The organism is Eubacterium sp. An3, from assembly GCF_002159465.1.
Lineage (GTDB): Bacteria > Bacillota > Clostridia > Lachnospirales > Lachnospiraceae > Anaerobutyricum > Anaerobutyricum stercoris.
In genome coordinates, this window is record NZ_NFIR01000019.1 from 22,827 (window position 1) to 40,505 (window position 17,679).

The following is a 17,679-nucleotide window of genomic DNA, read 5'->3' on the forward strand; positions in this document are numbered from 1 at the left end:
CCTCCTATTAGAATCTGTAATGTGCGAAAGCCTTGTTAGCTTCTGCCATCTTATGCATATCTTCTTTCTTCTTTACAGATGCGCCTGTGTTGTTTGCAGCATCCATAATCTCTTTCGCCAGTCTTTCTTCCATGGTTCTCTCGCCTCTCTTACGGGAGTAAAGAGTAATCCAACGAAGAGCCAGAGTCTGACGTCTGTCCGGTCTTACATCGATAGGTACCTGATAAGTAGCACCACCGATACGTCTGGATTTAACTTCCAGAGCCGGCATAATGTTGTTCATGGCATCGTTGAACACTTCAAGAGCATCCTTGCCTGTCTCCTGTGCTACGCGCTCAAATGCACCGTAAACGATTCTCTGAGCAACGCCTTTCTTACCATCTAACATGATGTTATTGATAAGCTTTGTTACCACTTTGTTATTATAAATAGGATCCGGTAATACATCCCTTTTTGCAATATGTCCTTTACGTGGCACGGTTCTTCCCTCCTTAATTAAAACTTTCTGATTCTCTCAGATATTAAATCATCGGTACTCACGGAGAAATATTTCTCCAATGTTCATGCTCGGACTGCGATCTATATTTACCTGCAACCAACAGAGAAAATATTGCTATTCCGGCATTGATTCATACTGTCTTACCCAGCGTGGGTATACTTCGGTACATTCTTTTTGTACCGGAAGTCAGTGCCTGATAAGGCTTATTTTTTAGGTCTCTTAGCGCCGTATTTGGAACGAGCCTGTTTTCTGTTGGCTACGCCGGCTGTATCAAGAGTACCTCTGACGATATGGTATCTGGTACCTGGTAAGTCTTTTACTCTTCCGCCTCGGATCAGCACAACGCTGTGCTCCTGAAGGTTGTGGCCTTCACCCGGGATATAGCTTGTTACCTCGATACCGTTGGAAAGACGAACTCTGGCAATCTTACGAAGCGCTGAGTTAGGCTTCTTAGGAGTTGCTGTCTTAACTGCAGTACATACACCACGTTTCTGTGGTGAGCTGGCATCTGTTGCTCTCTTCTTTAAGGAGTTAAATCCTTTCTGAAGTGCAGGCGCCGTGGATTTCTTTGCTACAGACTGTCTTCCTTTTCTCACTAACTGGTTAAAAGTAGGCATTCTGAATTTCACCTCCATACATATTTTCTAATGTGGTTGCCTGATAGTTTCTTCTGGCATATTGCCTCATGGACAAATCATCTTGATTATATCCAATTGCGGGCGCAGTTATACGCCCGCACACAATTCTAGATTATATCGGTATTCCCAGCCTTTGTCAAGAGTCTATTTACTAAGAAAACTTTTGTCCTATTTACTAAGAAAACCTTTGTCCGCGCCAGACTTTTTCTTCTACGACATCATCTTATCTTTTACAACAAAGACCGCGGCTTTTTCGCCGCGGCCCTTTGTCCGTATCTATCTGTCTTTATTATTGTGTCACATTTTCTGACGAAAACAGGATATCGCCTTACTCTTCTGTGTGAACCTCGTCCATGGAAAGCACGGCTTCCTCCGCCATATTTTCCTTGGTCTCATCTTCCAGAGAAGTGTAACCTTCTTCATAATCAAACTCATCCAGCTCCTCTTCCTCGATCTGAGGGGCTGCGCTGGTGTTCAGATGAAGATTACGGTACTTCTTCAGGCCGGTTCCTGCCGGAATCAGTTTACCTAAAAGTACGTTCTCTTTCAGTCCGATCAGCGGGTCGATCTTTCCTTTGATTGCTGCATCGGTCAGAACCTTTGTGGTTTCCTGGAAGGATGCGGCTGACAGGAAAGAGTTTGTCGCCAGAGAAGCCTTTGTGATACCAAGGAGTGTCTGCTCGGCGGTTGCCGGCTCTTTGCCCTCGGCAATAAGCTCTTCGTTGGTCTTCTCGAACTCCAGAATATCTACCAGTGAACCCGGCAGATACTGACTGTCTCCCGCCTCGTCGATGCGGACTTTCTTGAGCATCTGACGAACGATGATCTCAATGTGCTTATCATTGATATCAACACCCTGCAGACGGTATACTCTCTGTACCTCGCGCATCATGTAATCCTGAACGGCGCGGACGCCTTTGATCTTCAGGATATCATGCGGATTGACAGAACCTTCCGTCAGCTCGTCGCCGGCTTCCAGATAGGTTCCGTCGAGAACCTTGATTCTCGCACCGTACGGGATAACATAGGACTTGGATTCGCCTGTGTCATTATTCGTAACGATAATCTCCCGTTTCTCTTTGGTTTCTTTTACTTCTGCGTATCCGCCGATCTCGGTGATAATAGCAAGACCCTTCGGCTTACGTGCCTCAAAAAGCTCCTCCACACGAGGAAGACCCTGTGTGATATCATCACCGGCTACGCCGCCGGCGTGGAAAGTACGCATGGTAAGCTGTGTACCAGGCTCACCAATGGACTGAGCGGCGATGATGCCGACTGCCTCACCCACCTGCACTGCCTGGCCGGTTGCCAGGTTGGCGCCGTAACATTTAGAGCAGGCGCCTGTATGAGACTTACAGGTGAGCATCGTTCTGATCTTCACCTTGGTGTATCCGGCCTTTACGACCTCTGCAGCACGTTTTGCGGTGATCATGCAGTTGGCCGCCACGATCATATTACCGTCCGCGTCTTTATAATCTTCTGCGGCGTAGCGTCCTGTGATACGCTCCTCAAGAGTCTCGATTGTCTCTTTTCCATCCATGATGGACTCCACATACATGCCCGGAATCTCAGCAGCTCCCTCGCAGCAATCCTGCTCGCGGATGATAAGCTCCTGTGATACGTCAACCATTCGACGGGTCAGGTAACCGGAGTCAGCTGTACGAAGCGCCGTATCAGACAGACCTTTACGGGCTCCATGAGCGGAGATGAAATACTCCAGTACGTCCAGACCTTCACGGAAGTTGGACTTGATCGGAAGTTCGATGGTACGTCCTGATGTATCCGCCATCAGACCACGCATGCCGGCCAGCTGTTTAATCTGCTGGTTGGAACCACGGGCTCCGGAGTCGGCCATCATGTAAATGTTGTTGTATTTATCCAGTCCGTTGATCAGCTTGTCGGTCAACTCCTCATCGGCTGCGAACCATGTCTGGACAACGGCTTTGTAACGCTCTTCCTCTGTCATGAAACCACGGCGGTACTGTTTGGTAATGTACTCTACCTGTTTCTGAGCATCTTCGAGAATCTGCGCTTTCTCCTTCGGCACGGTCATATCGGAAATGGATACGCTCAATGCGCCGATGGTAGAATATTTATAACCTAAAGCCTTGACGTCATCAAGTACCTCGGCAGTCTTTGTGGTGCCGTGTACGCTGATACACCGGTCAAGAATCTGTTTTAACTGTTTCTTTCCGCACTGGAAGTCAATCTCCAGTTTCAGGAAGTTCTCCGGATCGGAACGGTCTACGAAGCCCAGATCCTGCATGATAACTTCATTGAACAGGATACGTCCCATGGTACAGTCGACGATACGGCTTCCCATGGTGCCGTCCGGTCTTCTTCCTCTTCTCTTTACTTTAATCTTGGAATGAAGAGTGATCACTCCGTTCTCATAAGCAAGGAATGCCTCGTTCTCTGATTTGAAGCATTTGCCTTCGCCCTTCTCTCCCTCTTTCTCCATAGTCAGATAGTACACACCGAGGACCATATCCTGAGAAGGAACGGCAACCGGCGCACCGTCGGACGGTTTCAGAAGGTTGTTCGGGGACAGCAGAAGGAACCGGCACTCAGCCTGCGCTTCCACAGAAAGCGGCAGATGCACAGCCATCTGGTCACCGTCGAAGTCGGCGTTGAAGGCGGTACATACCAGCGGATGGAGCTTGATTGCTTTACCTTCCACCAGAATCGGCTCGAACGCCTGAATACCAAGACGATGGAGCGTAGGAGCACGGTTCAGCATAACCGGATGCTCTTTGATAACGTCTTCCAGTACGTCCCACACAGCCGGCTGCAGCTTCTCCACCATCTTTTTGGCGGATTTGATGTTGTGCGCCAGACCGTTGCTTACCAGCTCTTTCATAACAAACGGTTTGAACAGCTCGATGGCCATCTCTTTCGGCAGACCGCACTGATAGATCTTCAGCTCCGGTCCAACGACGATAACGGAACGTCCGGAGTAGTCCACACGTTTTCCAAGAAGGTTCTGACGGAAACGTCCCTGTTTACCTTTCAGCATGTCGGAAAGGGACTTAAGCGCACGGTTACCAGGACCAGTCACAGCTCTTCCTCTTCGTCCGTTGTCAATGAGGGCATCCACAGCCTCCTGAAGCATACGTTTTTCGTTACGGATAATGATATCCGGCGCACCCAGCTCCAGAAGACGTTTCAGTCTGTTGTTACGGTTGATAATTCTTCTATATAAATCATTTAAGTCAGATGTGGCAAAACGTCCTCCGTCCAGCTGTACCATCGGACGGATATCCGGCGGAATGACCGGAACCGCATCAAGGATCATCCATTCCGGACGGTTGCCGGAGAGACGGAACGCCTCCACAACCTCCAGACGTTTGATGTTTCTTGCTTTCTTCTGTCCGCTGGCATTCTTCAGGCTCTTTTTAAGCTCTGCGGATTCTGCTTCCAGGTCAATCTCCATGAGCAGTTCCTTCACGGACTCTGCGCCCATGCCCACGCGGAAGCTTCCGAGACCGTCGTCCTCTGTGCGGTATTCCTCACAGATACGGCGGTATTCCGCGTCAGACAGCACATCTTTTTTGTTCAGGTTCGTATTGCCCGGATCCAGGACAACATAGGAAGCAAAGTACAGTACCTTTTCCAGTGCCTTCGGGGACATGTCAAGGATCAGTCCCATCCGGCTCGGGATTCCTTTGAAGTACCAGATATGGGAAACAGGAGCTGCCAGCTCAATGTGACCCATACGCTCTCTGCGGACGCTGGATTTGGTAACCTCAACGCCACATTTATCGCAGACAACGCCTTTGTAACGAATCTTCTTATATTTACCGCAGTGACATTCCCAGTCCTTGCTCGGTCCGAAAATTCTTTCACAGAACAGGCCATCCTTTTCCGGTTTCAGAGTACGGTAATTGATGGTTTCCGGTTTCTTTACTTCACCTCTGGACCATTTACGAATCATTTCCGGAGATGCAAGTCCGATTTTGATGGCATCAAAATTAATTGGCTGTTCTGCTGGTTGATTATTCATATCAGACATAGGTTACTCCTTCCATATTATCCTAAAATTCAGAATCATCTGAACTCATCGTCGATGCTGCAAAGAACTCCTGAGGTGCTGACTCGCCAGCTTCTTCCTCCAGCGTACTTTCTTTATATCCGTAAGCTTCCAGTTCATCTTCGTCCTTGTAATTATTATCATCCGGACTGCTTTCGATCATCGGAGTAAGAGATTCATTGACATGCTCTGTGCTCTCCTGAATCTCAACTTCTGTCATATCCTCTTTCAGGACGCGGACATCCAGAGCAAGGGACTGGAACTCTTTGAGCAGTACCTTGAAGGACTCCGGAATACCCGGTTCAGGGATATTTTCACCTTTGATGATGGCTTCGTATGTCTTCACACGACCTACCACATCATCGGACTTCACAGTCAGAATCTCCTGCAGAGTATAAGATGCTCCATATGCCTCCAGAGCCCATACCTCCATCTCACCGAAACGCTGGCCGCCGAACTGAGCTTTACCACCCAGAGGCTGCTGTGTTACGAGAGAGTAAGGACCTGTGGAACGTGCATGGATCTTATCGTCAACCAGATGGTGCAGTTTCAGGTAATGCATGAAACCGATGGCGACCGGAGAGTCGAACTCTTCGCCGGTACGTCCGTCACGGAGACGAACCTTTCCGGTACGGTCGATCGGCACGCCCTTCCACTCTTCTCTGTGGTCACGGTTGTCATACAGATACTGCATGATATCGTCGTTGACCTTGTCACCCCAGATCTCCGCGAACTCTTCCCATGTCTTGTTGGCGTAATCGTTGGCCATCTCCAGGGTATCCATGATGTCGTGCTCGTTGGCGCCGTTGAATACCGGTGTCGCCACGTTAAATCCAAGCACTTTGGATGCCAGACTTAAGTGCAGCTCCAGCACCTGCCCGATATTCATACGGGAAGGTACGCCCAGCGGGTTCAGTACGATGTCAAGCGGACGTCCGTTCGGCAGGAACGGCATATCCTCTACCGGCAGAATACGGGAAACGACACCCTTGTTACCGTGACGGCCGGCCATCTTATCTCCCACGGAGATCTTACGTTTCTGAGCAATATATACACGAACAGATTTGTTAACGGTCGGAGCAAGCTCGTCGCCGTTTTCTCTGGTAAATACTTTGGTATCCATAACGACACCGTATGCGCCGTGCGGCACACGCAGGGAGGTATCACGAACCTCTCTTGCCTTCTCGCCGAAGATGGCGCGGAGCAGTCTCTCTTCTGCGGTAAGCTCAGTCTCTCCCTTAGGAGTAACCTTACCTACCAGGATGTCACCGGCATGAACTTCCGCACCGATACGGATGATACCGTTCTCATCCAGATCCTTCAGCACATCTTCGCTTAAGCCTGCCAGGTCTCTTGTGATCTCTTCCTGACCAAGCTTGGTGTCTCTGGCCTCTGCCTCATACTCTTCAATATGAACGGAGGTATATACGTCTTTCTGCACCAGTTTCTCACTGAGCAGTACGGCATCCTCGTAGTTGTAACCTTCCCAGGTCATGAAACCGATGAGAGGGTTCTTGCCGAGAGCCATCTCGCCGCCGCAGGTGGACGCGCCGTCTGCCAGCACATCGCCCACTTCCACGCGGTCGCCCTTATTGACGATCGGACGCTGGTTCATACAGTTACCCTGGTTGCTTCGGGAGAACTTGATAACATGGTAGGTATCACGGATACCGTCGTCACGTTTTACAATGATCTCCTTGCTGGTGGAGTATTCTACCACACCGGCATGGTGAGCAAGGATACATACACCGGAGTCTCTTGCCGCCTTGGCCTCCATTCCGGTTCCGACAACAGGCACTTCCGTCTTTAACAGAGGTACCGCCTGACGCTGCATGTTAGAACCCATGAGCGCACGGTTGGAGTCGTCGTTCTCCAGGAAAGGAATCATGGATGTAGCCACAGAGAAGACCATTTTAGGAGAAACGTCCATCAGGTCCACTCTGGACTTCGGAAACTCGGAAGTCTCCTCTCTGTAACGTCCGGATACGTTGGTATGGATGAAATGTCCTTCCTCATCCAGAGGCTCGTTGGCCTGCGCTACAGTATAGTTATCTTCTTCATCCGCCGTCAGGTAGATAACCTCATCGGTTACTACCGGATTCTTCGGATCAGTTTTATCTACTTTACGATATGGAGCCTCAATGAAACCATATTCGTTAATTCTCGCATAAGTCGCAAGGGAGTTGATCAGACCGATGTTCGGTCCCTCAGGAGTCTCGATCGGACACATTCTTCCGTAGTGGGAGTAATGTACGTCGCGGACCTCGAATCCGGCACGGTCTCTGGAAAGACCACCCGGTCCCAATGCGGAGAGACGTCTCTTGTGGGTCAGCTCGGACAGCGGGTTATGCTGATCCATGAACTGGGACAGCTGGGAGCTTCCGAAGAACTCCTTCACCGCCGCAGTGACCGGCTTGATATTGATCAGTGTCTGCGGGGAAATGGACTCCATATCCTGAGTCGTCATACGCTCACGGACTACTCTCTCCATACGGGACAGACCGATACGATACTGATTCTGCAGCAACTCACCTACCGCACGGATACGACGATTGCCCAGGTGGTCGATATCGTCATCGTTGCCGATACCGTACTCCAGGTGAATATTATAGTTGATGGAAGCCAGAATATCTTCCTTTGTAATGTGCTTCGGAATCAGCTCGCTGATACTCTTGCGAATGGCTGTTTTAATCTCTTCTATATCATCATAATCTTCCAGAATTTTTTCAAGGGATGGGTAATAAACTAATTCTGTCACACCAACTTCTTTCGGGTCCACATCCACAAAGCTGCGGATATCTACCATCATATTGGAAAGGACTTTCACTTCCCGCTCTTCTGTCTCCAGATATACAAAAGGAACAGCTGCATTCTGAATCTCATCTGCCTGCTCCTTTGTCACCTTGGTACCAGCCTCAAATAAGATTTCGCCGGTAGTAGGGTCAACAACATCCTGGGACAGTACATGCCCTGCGATACGATTCCTGAACATCAGCTTTTTATTAAATTTATAACGTCCAACCTTGGCCAGGTCATACCGTCTCGCGTCAAAGAACATGCTGTTGATGAGGCTCTCCGCGCTCTCCACTGACAGCGGTTCGCCCGGACGGATCTTCTCGTACAGCTTCTTGAGACCTTCCTGATAATTGGTGGCCGTATCTTTTTCAAGCGTTTTTAAAATCTTAGGCTCCTCGCCGAAAAGCTCCTTGATCTCTGCGTTGGTTCCGATACCCAGCGCACGGATCAGTACTGTGATCGGTACCTTTCTGGTACGGTCCACACGAACATAAAAAACGTCGTTGGAGTCCGTCTCATACTCCAGCCATGCTCCACGGTTCGGAATCACCGTACAGGAAAAGAGCTTCTTACCTGTCTTATCATGGCTGATCGCGTAATAGATACCAGGGGAACGGACGAGCTGGCTAACGATAACACGCTCTGCGCCGTTAATCACAAAAGTTCCTGTCTCTGTCATCAGAGGCAGGTCTCCCATAAAAATATCATGCTGTTTGAAATCGTCCGTCTCCTTATTATGAAGGCGTACCTTCACTTTCAAAGGAGCAGCGTAGGTAGTATCCCGTTCTTTACATTCTTCTATTGAATACTTTCTGTCCTCTCTGCAAAGCTGAAAATCAACAAATTCCAGACTGAGCTGTCCGCTGTAATCAGTAATCGGAGAAATGTCATCGAATACTTCCTTCAGTCCGTCTGTCAGAAACCACTGATAGGAATCTTTCTGCACCTCAATGAGATTCGGCATATCGAGTACATCTTTTTGTCTTGCATAGCTCATTCTGATATTTTTGCTTCCCGGAATTCGCATAGGTCGCAGTCTGTTCTTTTCCATTGATGTTTCACCCCTTGAACAATCTTGCTGATAAACTTCTGGTTGCTTCATTTCTTTTCATGCAGGCACACATGCCCATTGTGAATCAGTTTAATATGATATCATAGCTAAAATGTCATGTCAACTATTTTTTTCCTGTTTTATATAAATTTTTTCCAGTATTTTCACAAGTTAAACCGAAGGGTTGACAAAAACGCCTGCTTTCCTCAAAGGAAAACAGGCGTCTTATAGTCATTATTCCGGATTCGTGTCGAAAAAGCCCAATTATTTGATTGTAACTTTTGCTCCAACTTCTTCCATCTGTTTCTTGATGTCTTCTGCTTCTTCTTTGGAAACAGCTTCTTTGATGTTCTTAGGAGCGCCGTCAACAACAGCTTTTGCTTCTTTAAGACCAAGACCAGTGATCTCACGAACAACTTTAATAACTTTAACTTTCTGTCCGCCAACCTCTGTCAGCTCAACATCAAACTCTGTCTTCTCTTCTGCTTCGTCAGCTGCACCAGCTGCACCAGCTGCAACAACAACGCCTGCTGCTGCGGATACGCCAAACTCTTCTTCACATGCTTTTACTAATTCATTTAATTCTAATACGGATAAACCTTTAATAACTTCAATGATTTCCTGAGTTGTCATCTTAATTCCCTCCATGAATATTATTGATTAAATCTCGGACATCCTGCGTCCGCCTATGACCTGTTATGTGTCAATATCATCTTTCGCAGATTACTCTGCTGCTGCTTCTTCTGCCGGAGCATCGCCGCCCTGCTTCTCTGCGATCTGTTTGATCACACGGGCAAAGTTGGCAATTGGGGACTGAATGCTTCCCATGAATTTGGCGATGAGCTCGTCTCTTGATGGGATAGTAGCGATCATCTCGATGCCCTTTGCATCGTAGTATGTTCCCTCAACTACACCGCTCTTTAACTGGCAGACTTTTGCTTTTTTGACGAACTTGGAAACAGTTCTTGCAGCCAGTGTTGCGTCTTCTTTGGAAATTGCAAAAGCGTTGGTTCCTTCCAGGTCTTTTACAATACCCTCGAACTCAGTTCCTTCAACAGCACGTCTTACCATTGTGTTTTTATAAACTTTATAAACCACTCCTGCTTCACGACACTGTTTACGAAGCTCTGTCACATCAGCCACAGAAATTCCACGATAGTCAACAACAACCAAAGATTTCGCACCGTCTAACTGCGCTTTGATCTCGTCAACGATCGGCTGTTTTACTTCAACTTTAGCCATTCTCCTGGTGCACCTCCTTAAAATATTGTGTGTACCGCCGCGACATCTTTTTGATGTCTTATGCTCCCGTTCTCTTCTTAATATATAGAAGAAATATTTTAAAATTTTTCCGGAAACAAAAAAGAAAACTCCCTGTCCAAAGACAGAGAGTGAGAAATATTCACTATCAGAATATAACTTCCTCGGCAGGCGTTCTCACTTTATGCCTATCGGCACCTGCTGTCTTCGGCGTTCATACTTTGCTATAATAGCATTTCAAATAAATACTGTCAAGTTTTTTTTGAAAAAATATACCTTGCCATAATTTCAAAATAAAAAGCTGCCGCTTTCAGTAATACTGACTACGACAGCTTTCATGCAAAGGGATTTTATGTAATTTTATTATTTACATAATTTTTTGAATTCATCAGCTACAAACTGAACTTTTGTTCCGACAACAACTTGCACGGAATTTTTTCCCGGACGGATAACTCCGGCAACACCTGCTGATTTAATTTTCTTTTCATCTACGAGTGCCTGATCTACAATTTCCAGACGAAGTCTTGTAATACAGTTATCAATAGATGTAACGTTGTCTTTTCCGCCAACACCTTCTAAAACGATTCTTGCAATCTCTGTATAATCGTTATTAGCCAGAGTTACCTGTGTTTCATCCACATCATCGTCTTCTCTTCCTGGTGTTTTCAAATCAAATTTTGTAATTGCAAAACGGAATACAACATAGAAAATAATAAATGCTGCAATGCCAAGAGGAAGAATCATCCATGTTTTCTGTGCTGCAGGCAGTGATGCGGAAAACAGTAAGTCTGTTGCACCTGCGGAGAAGGAGAAACCTGCACGGAATCCAACCAAAGCTGTAACAAATGTAAAGATACCATATAACAAAGCATAAATTACGTACAGACCAGGAGCTAAGAACATAAATCCAAATTCAAACGGTTCTGTAACACCACAAACAAAAGCACAAAGAGCAGCAGAAGCTACAAGACCAATTGCTACTTTTTTCTTATTATCTTTTGCACATTGAATCATTGCTAAAGCAGCACCTGGAACACCAAACATCATACATGGGAAGAAACCGGACATATACATACCCAAGCTCCAGCTTACATCAGCAGAAGTATCTCCTGCCCAGAAATGAGACAGGTCACCAAGACCAATGGTGTCAAACCAGAATACATTGTTTAATGCATGGTGCAGACCAGTTGGGATTAACAATCTGTTTAAGAATGCATAGATACCTGCACCTAATGCGCCCATTCCGGCAATACCTTTACCTAATGCAATTAAAGCACCAAATACTACTGGCCATACAAACAGCAATACAGCAGAAACTACAATAGAAACTAAACCTGCAACAATTGCCACGCAACGTTTTCCGCTGAAGAAGGATAACCAGTCAGGTAATTTTACATTTTTAAATTTATTGTAGCAGGTAGAACCAATAATACCAGCAAGAATACCGATAAATGGATTTGCAATTTTATCAAATGCCAGTGTTTTATTTGCACTATCTGCAATACTAGGCATTAAAGTTGTAACAAATGCTGTACTTAACAGTGTTGTCATCATAAGCCAAGATGCTAAAGCAGCAAGACCGCCTGTTCCATCATTATCATCAGACATGCCGACACCAACACCGATAACAAACAATAATGCCATGTTATCAATAAGAGCTCCACCGGCTTTTACAAGGAATAATCCAAGTAACGGTACAAACCCTTCGATATTTCCTCCCTGCATGGTTGCAGGACACAGCAGGTAACCAATACCCATTAATAAACCACAAAGCGGCAGACAAGCCACAGGAAGCATTAACGCTTTTCCTAATTTTTGTAAAAACTTCATACTTTTCCTCCCTTTCTTTTCTCTCTTATGAAATCCCTTTTTTTATTTTAATCCGAATATATCGGTTAAAATACCATTTTTTATTTTGTCTGAATGACTACAATATCCTCTCCCGGATTTACTTCTTTTCCGCAAATTCCACTGACATCTGCATACTGGTCTGTATTGCATATAATCATTGCGGTCACATCATCATAGCCGGCAGATTTTATTTTCTCCAAATCCGCCTCTAACAACAGATCGCCTTTTTTGACCGTATCTCCTGCTTTTACATACGATTTAAATGCTTTGCCTTCCATTTTCACAGTATCCAAACCTACATGAATGAGTACTTCTGCACCTTCCATTGTTGTTAAGCTAATGGCATGTAATGTATCAAATACCATCCCAATGCTGCCATCTGCCGGCGCATAAATCTTTCCCTCTGTTGGTTTTATCGCAACGCCTTCTCCCAGCATTCCTTCACGAAAAGTCGGATCATTTACTTCCTTTAGTGATATTGTTGCTCCTTTTACCGGTGATCCTAACGAAAATCCTTTTGTCTTTTTCTTCTTTAAAAAACCAAACATTCTTTTTTCTCCTTATTGATTCTATCTTCACAACTCTACCATGGTCACACGACGAATGTGAATTGACAAATACATAATTTCTTCGCCCGACAGTTTGCTTCCTGTGGCCTGCTCGATATATTCTGCTATTTTTTCACTGCAACAATACTCTTTTGGATATTTGCCTTTTACCATCGCAGCCCATTCTGCTTCTTCATTTGGTAATAGTTCTTTCCGATATACTCTTTGCAATAAAAATTTGACATGTGTTACAAAACGTTCATAATGAATCGATTGCTCATCCAGATCAATTTGTAATTCACTTTTTACAATTGCCAATATTTCTTTCATCAGATTTGGGAAATTCCATGCATCACGGATATCTGTTCCATACTCTGCATTTACAAAATGCAGGGCAATGAATCCTGCCTCATCTTCCGGCAAATCAATACCAAGCTTTTCATGAATCATTTTTAAGGCATATTGCCCCAATTCAAATTCCTGTGAATAGAAACGTTTAATCTCCCAAAGAAGAGCATTTTCAAGCGCAATCCCCTGATTCAGTCTTTCAATAGCAAAATTAATATGGTCTGTCAATGTAACATAAATGCTTTGATTTAACTTTAATTTCAGATGCTCTTTCGCATAAGCAATAATATCACTGGAAACTTTTACATGTTCCAAAGGCATATTTGCCAGCAGTTCCTGCAGCTGTTCTGCCACACTGTGACTTTGAATTCGAAATACTTTTTCAATGCGGTCATCCGGAACCTGATTTCCCGCCTTTTTTCCAAATCCAATTCCTCGCCCCATCACAACAATTTCTGCTCCTGATTCATCGTATGCAGAAATAATATTGTTATTAATTATTTTTTGAATTATCATACTTTCTCTCTTCTTTATCGATGGCAGGTTTTAACAAATAAAAAAAAACCAGATTTAATAAGCCTGACAACGCTGTCTTGCTTTAAAATCCGGTTTTGCCTGCTATTACAGTAACAATCCTTATATATTCATTTGTAAGTCATGTGCCTATAATAACAGGCTAGACAAAAAATGTCAAGGTATGAGTTGCTTTTTGTTAATGTTGTTTATAAAATGTTAATATTTTTGTCGGTTATGCCAATTGACAATCACTGCTTGCATCCGCCCACATAAACGGCCTTTACATTCAGATCCGCATCAAGCAATACGAGATCCGCATATTTTCCCTCTGTAATACTTCCGCAAACCGTATCGATTCCAATCTCTTTTGCCGGATTTATCGTCGCACAGGCAATGGCATCCTCCAGAGAAATCCCCATATTTTTCACTGCATTTTTCATGCAATCCATCAAATTCGTGACAGAACCAGCGATTGTGCCATCAGCTAATGTCGCTGTTGCTCCCTTCACAAACACTTCCTGTCCGCCCAACGTATATTGACCGTCCGTCAGTCCTGTTGCACGCATACTGTCACTGATTAAAATAATACGCTCTGCACCAAACATTGCAAAGGTGGCACGTACCACCGACGGATGAATATGAATCCCATCACAGATCAATTCCACATGACAATTTGGATTATCTCTCGTCGCACCAATCACACCAGGTTCTCTGTGTGTAAATGGAGGCATAGCATTATATAAGTGTGTCACATGACTGGCTCCACGTTCCAACGCTTCCCGCGCAGTCTCATAATCCGCAGTTGTATGAGCAATCGATACTACGACTTCGTCTTTGACTGCATCGATAAAATCCATTGCTCCTTCGGTCTCCGGTGCGATATCCACCAATTTAATCAATCCATTTGACTCTTGTTGAAATTGGTGAAACAAATCCACATTACAACATTTAATATGTTCTGCTGCCTGTGCACCTTTCTTCTTTACATTGATAAATGGCCCTTCCATATTGATGCCAACCAATCTTGCCCCTGTTTGCGATTGATACTTTCCTGCCGTTACCATTACTTGATGAATCTCTTCTTCTGAAACAGTCATAGACGCCGGACAAATGGATGTTACTCCAATCTGCGCCTCATAAGCGGCCATATTTGCAATGGCTTCTTGGCTTCCATCGCAAAAATCATCTCCCTTACATCCATGAAAATGAATATCCACCAGTCCCGGTATCGCCAAACAGCCTTCTCCGTCAATTACTTCTTCATCGAAAGTTTCACCGGTATCGTTTCCTATTGTTACTTTTTTAAATATACCATCAGCAATTTCCAGCTGTCCCAGAGCAAAAGTTTTGTCTTCTTTATAGATTCTTACATTTTTAATAATCATATTATGCCCTTCTTTCCCAATTACGGCATTATGCTTTTTTTGATTCTCTGTCTTTATTTCGGCATTTTAGAAAGTGCAGCCTCATCCGCAACAATTGTCACATTATTATGAAGCTGAAGAATCGATGCCGGAACTTCTGGTGTAATCTCACCATAAACTGCTTTAGCAAGTGCTTCTGCCTTATCTTCTCCGCTAACAACAACGACAATTTTATCTGCTTTCATGATTGTGCCGATTCCCATGGAATATGCCTGTCTCGGTACATCTTCTGCAGATGCGAAAAATCTCTTATTCGCTTCAATGGTACTTTCTGTCAAATCTACACAGTGTGTCATTTTTGCAAAGGACTCCGCCGGTTCATTAAATCCAATATGACCATTTCGTCCAAGGCCTAACAACTGTAAATCTACACCGCCCATGGATTGAATTAATTTTTCATATCTCTGGCATTCAGCCTCACTATCTTCCATCATACCATCCGGTACATGTGTATGATCTGGATTGATATTTACATGATCAAATAAATGCTCATGCATAAAATAATAATAACTCTGTTCATTTTCCGGGCTCATTCCTTTGTATTCATCCAGATTCACTGTTTTTACCTGTGAAAAATCCAACTCACCCTGTTCGTACCACTGTACAAGATTTTTATAAAGACCAATTGGTGAGGAACCTGTCGCCAAGCCCAGAACACAAGCCGGTTTTAACCAAATCTGTGCAGAAATCAATTTTGCTGCCTTCAAACTCATTTCATCATAATCTCTTGTTCTAATAATTCTCATAATGATCCTCCTCAATATAAAATATCCGAATTATCACTCTTTTGCAGTTTATGATATGCCTTGATAAAAAAAACCAGATTTCCAGCATAGAAAGGATGTTCCTTCTTTCTGAAAATCTGGTTTTGCCTGCTTTGAGTAACAACCCAGCACTATAGATAGACCTATATTAACAAGTTCATTTTTAAATGTCAATATTTATTTTTAAAATATTTGTTGACTCCTTTTACAATACCCTTTGCAATTTTTTTCTGATAACTGGCTGAATTTAACTGCCGATCTTCTGATGGATTGCTCATGAAACCACACTCAAGAATTACGGTTGGAATTTCCGCCCAATTAATGGTCGTATAATAATTCGACCGAATAGTACCATGCGATTTTTTTCCGGTAGATTTTGTCACAGCAGATAACAGATTACTTCCCAGCCGACAGGATTTATCATAGATCTTTTTACCTACATAACGCGAGCTTGCCGGCACAATCACCAGCGGTCCTTTTGCACTGGACGCCCCTGCATTACAATGGATACAGATATGCAGATTCGCTCCACTCTTATTTGCTTTTTTTGTTCTTTGCTGATTAGACAGCGGACATTTGTTTGTGGTTCGAAGCATAACCACATTATATCCTGCTTTTTTTAACGCTTTTTTCGTTGCTTTTGCTATGGCAAGATTAGTTTTATATTCCGGTATACCCGTGCTGACACCGGTCGTCCCGGATGTTAATTTCGCTTTCGTGGCCGAAGATCCTGGTGCCAAGCGTTCCCTTGAAGAAATTCCTCGTTCCTGATGACCTGCAGCAATAAAAATCGTTTTCTGTTTTTTCTTTGTCGTTTTTTCTGTTTGCTGTTCTTTCACTATTGTATCTGTGCTATTTTGCGTTGCAGCCAGAGCAATCTCTGACACAGACCCCCAACTTACACACAGACACAACAGTATACCTATAATTTTTTTCATTTTATCCTCCTTTTCTTCCCATTTTTTACTTCTAATTACTGTTTTCTCCATTATATACTATTCTTCTATTTTCTTTCAATAGCAAAAACTGTTGACAGATTCCCCTTTTTCCCCTTACAATAGGGATTGTCATATGACTGACGGATATTGTGGAACAGACCACATGAAATATGACCATAGAGAGCCGACCGTCTGGGCAGAAACTGTCTGGACGCGCGGCTCTTTTTCTTTACATTTTTATCCAAAACCGGTTTTTTCATGAAAGGAGCATGTTATGACTGCAGGAAACATCCATTCCTGGGAATCCATGGGATTAGTGGATGGTCCGGGTATTCGGACCGTAGTTTTTTTACAGGGGTGTCATCTCCGCTGTTTGTACTGCCACAATCCGGATACCTGGTCGTGTACAAGCAGTTGCCACGAAACCATGACCGCCGAGGAAGTTGTCCGTCGTCTGCAACGTTTTCAACCCTATTACGGAGAAAAAGGAGGCGTTACATTTTCCGGCGGTGAACCATTGTTGCAAAAAGATTTTCTAATTGATGTATTAAAAAAATGCAAACAGACCGGTATCCATACTTGTTTGGATACAGCAGGCTGCGGTATTGGAGGATATGAAGAGATATTATCCTACACCGACCTGGTTCTTTTTGATGTAAAGCATTATACAGAGGACGGGTATCGTCATATTACAGGACGGTCTCCTGAAGAATCACTAGCTTTTTTGGCAACAGCACAAAAAATGCAGATCCCTTTGTGGATTCGGCACGTTGTGGTACCCGGCATCACAGATAGTGCCACGCATCTTACAGGACTCGGAAACTACATCCGACAGATACACGGCGTACAGAAAGTGGAATTACTTCCTTATCACACTTTAGGTGTTTCCAAGTACCACACCATGCATCTTCCCTATCCGTTAGAAGGCGTTCCCCCTATGAACGACGAACAACTGCAGGAATGGCAGAAAAAAATGAATCAAATGCTTCCCATATCCATGTAAGACACAAGAACAG

General features: G+C 44.5%; 13 protein-coding genes, 1 riboswitch and 1 other annotated feature. Of the genes, 1 reads left to right on the top strand and 12 read right to left on the bottom strand.

Annotated elements, in window-relative coordinates; genetic code table 11:
* Window positions 1–7: 7 nt before the first annotated feature.
* From rpsG to B5F87_RS14100, 12 genes are all read right to left on the bottom strand, one after another.
* Complete coding sequence (gene rpsG, locus B5F87_RS14045; protein WP_087282101.1) at window positions 8–478, bottom strand: 30S ribosomal protein S7; 471 nt, start codon at window positions 476–478, stop codon at window positions 8–10.
* Between the two features lie 224 nt (window positions 479–702).
* Window positions 703–1,116, bottom strand: coding sequence for a 30S ribosomal protein S12 (gene rpsL, locus B5F87_RS14050; RefSeq protein WP_087282102.1), 414 nt, complete (start codon window positions 1,114–1,116; stop codon window positions 703–705).
* A 349-nt stretch (window positions 1,117–1,465) separates the two neighbouring features.
* Entirely contained in the window at window positions 1,466–5,149 is a 3,684-nt protein-coding gene (rpoC, locus tag B5F87_RS14055; RefSeq protein ID WP_087282103.1) for a DNA-directed RNA polymerase subunit beta', read from the bottom strand.
* Between the two features lie 22 nt (window positions 5,150–5,171).
* Window positions 5,172–9,014, bottom strand: a complete 3,843-nt coding sequence (locus tag B5F87_RS14060) for a DNA-directed RNA polymerase subunit beta (RefSeq protein ID WP_087282105.1) — start codon at window positions 9,012–9,014, stop codon at window positions 5,172–5,174.
* A gap of 264 nt (window positions 9,015–9,278) precedes the next feature.
* Window positions 9,279–9,647, bottom strand: a complete 369-nt coding sequence (gene rplL / locus B5F87_RS14065) for a 50S ribosomal protein L7/L12 (protein ID WP_087282106.1) — start codon at window positions 9,645–9,647, stop codon at window positions 9,279–9,281.
* Between the two features lie 90 nt (window positions 9,648–9,737).
* On the bottom strand, window positions 9,738–10,256 hold the full coding sequence (rplJ, locus tag B5F87_RS14070; protein ID WP_087282108.1) for a 50S ribosomal protein L10: 519 nt from the start codon (window positions 10,254–10,256) through the stop codon (window positions 9,738–9,740).
* Window positions 10,257–10,368: 112 nt separating this feature from the next.
* Window positions 10,369–10,503, bottom strand: a sequence feature (ribosomal protein L10 leader region).
* Window positions 10,504–10,637: 134 nt separating this feature from the next.
* Window positions 10,638–12,104, bottom strand: a complete 1,467-nt coding sequence (gene nagE, locus B5F87_RS14075) for an N-acetylglucosamine-specific PTS transporter subunit IIBC (protein WP_087282110.1) — start codon at window positions 12,102–12,104, stop codon at window positions 10,638–10,640.
* Between the two features lie 80 nt (window positions 12,105–12,184).
* A complete protein-coding gene (locus tag B5F87_RS14080; protein ID WP_087282112.1) occupies window positions 12,185–12,673 on the bottom strand; it encodes a PTS glucose transporter subunit IIA in 489 nt (162 codons plus the stop codon).
* Window positions 12,674–12,700: 27 nt separating this feature from the next.
* Window positions 12,701–13,537, bottom strand: a complete 837-nt coding sequence (locus B5F87_RS14085) for a PRD domain-containing protein (protein ID WP_087282114.1) — start codon at window positions 13,535–13,537, stop codon at window positions 12,701–12,703.
* Window positions 13,538–13,785: 248 nt separating this feature from the next.
* Window positions 13,786–14,922: an N-acetylglucosamine-6-phosphate deacetylase gene (gene nagA, locus B5F87_RS14090; RefSeq protein ID WP_087282116.1), complete on the bottom strand. Its 1,137-nt coding sequence runs from the start codon at window positions 14,920–14,922 to the stop codon at window positions 13,786–13,788.
* A gap of 53 nt (window positions 14,923–14,975) precedes the next feature.
* On the bottom strand, window positions 14,976–15,707 hold the full coding sequence (gene nagB / locus B5F87_RS14095; RefSeq protein WP_087282118.1) for a glucosamine-6-phosphate deaminase: 732 nt from the start codon (window positions 15,705–15,707) through the stop codon (window positions 14,976–14,978).
* A gap of 188 nt (window positions 15,708–15,895) precedes the next feature.
* Window positions 15,896–16,663 carry an N-acetylmuramoyl-L-alanine amidase gene (locus B5F87_RS14100; RefSeq protein ID WP_204246080.1) on the bottom strand — a complete coding sequence of 256 codons (768 nt, stop codon included), beginning with the start codon at window positions 16,661–16,663 and terminating at the stop codon, window positions 15,896–15,898.
* A 123-nt stretch (window positions 16,664–16,786) separates the two neighbouring features.
* Window positions 16,787–16,868, top strand: a riboswitch (ZMP/ZTP riboswitch).
* A gap of 69 nt (window positions 16,869–16,937) precedes the next feature.
* On the opposite strand from B5F87_RS14100, the gene pflA reads away from it, so the two are divergent.
* On the top strand, window positions 16,938–17,666 hold the full coding sequence (pflA, locus tag B5F87_RS14110) for a pyruvate formate-lyase-activating protein (RefSeq protein WP_087282123.1): 729 nt from the start codon (window positions 16,938–16,940) through the stop codon (window positions 17,664–17,666).
* Window positions 17,667–17,679: the final 13 nt, after the last annotated feature.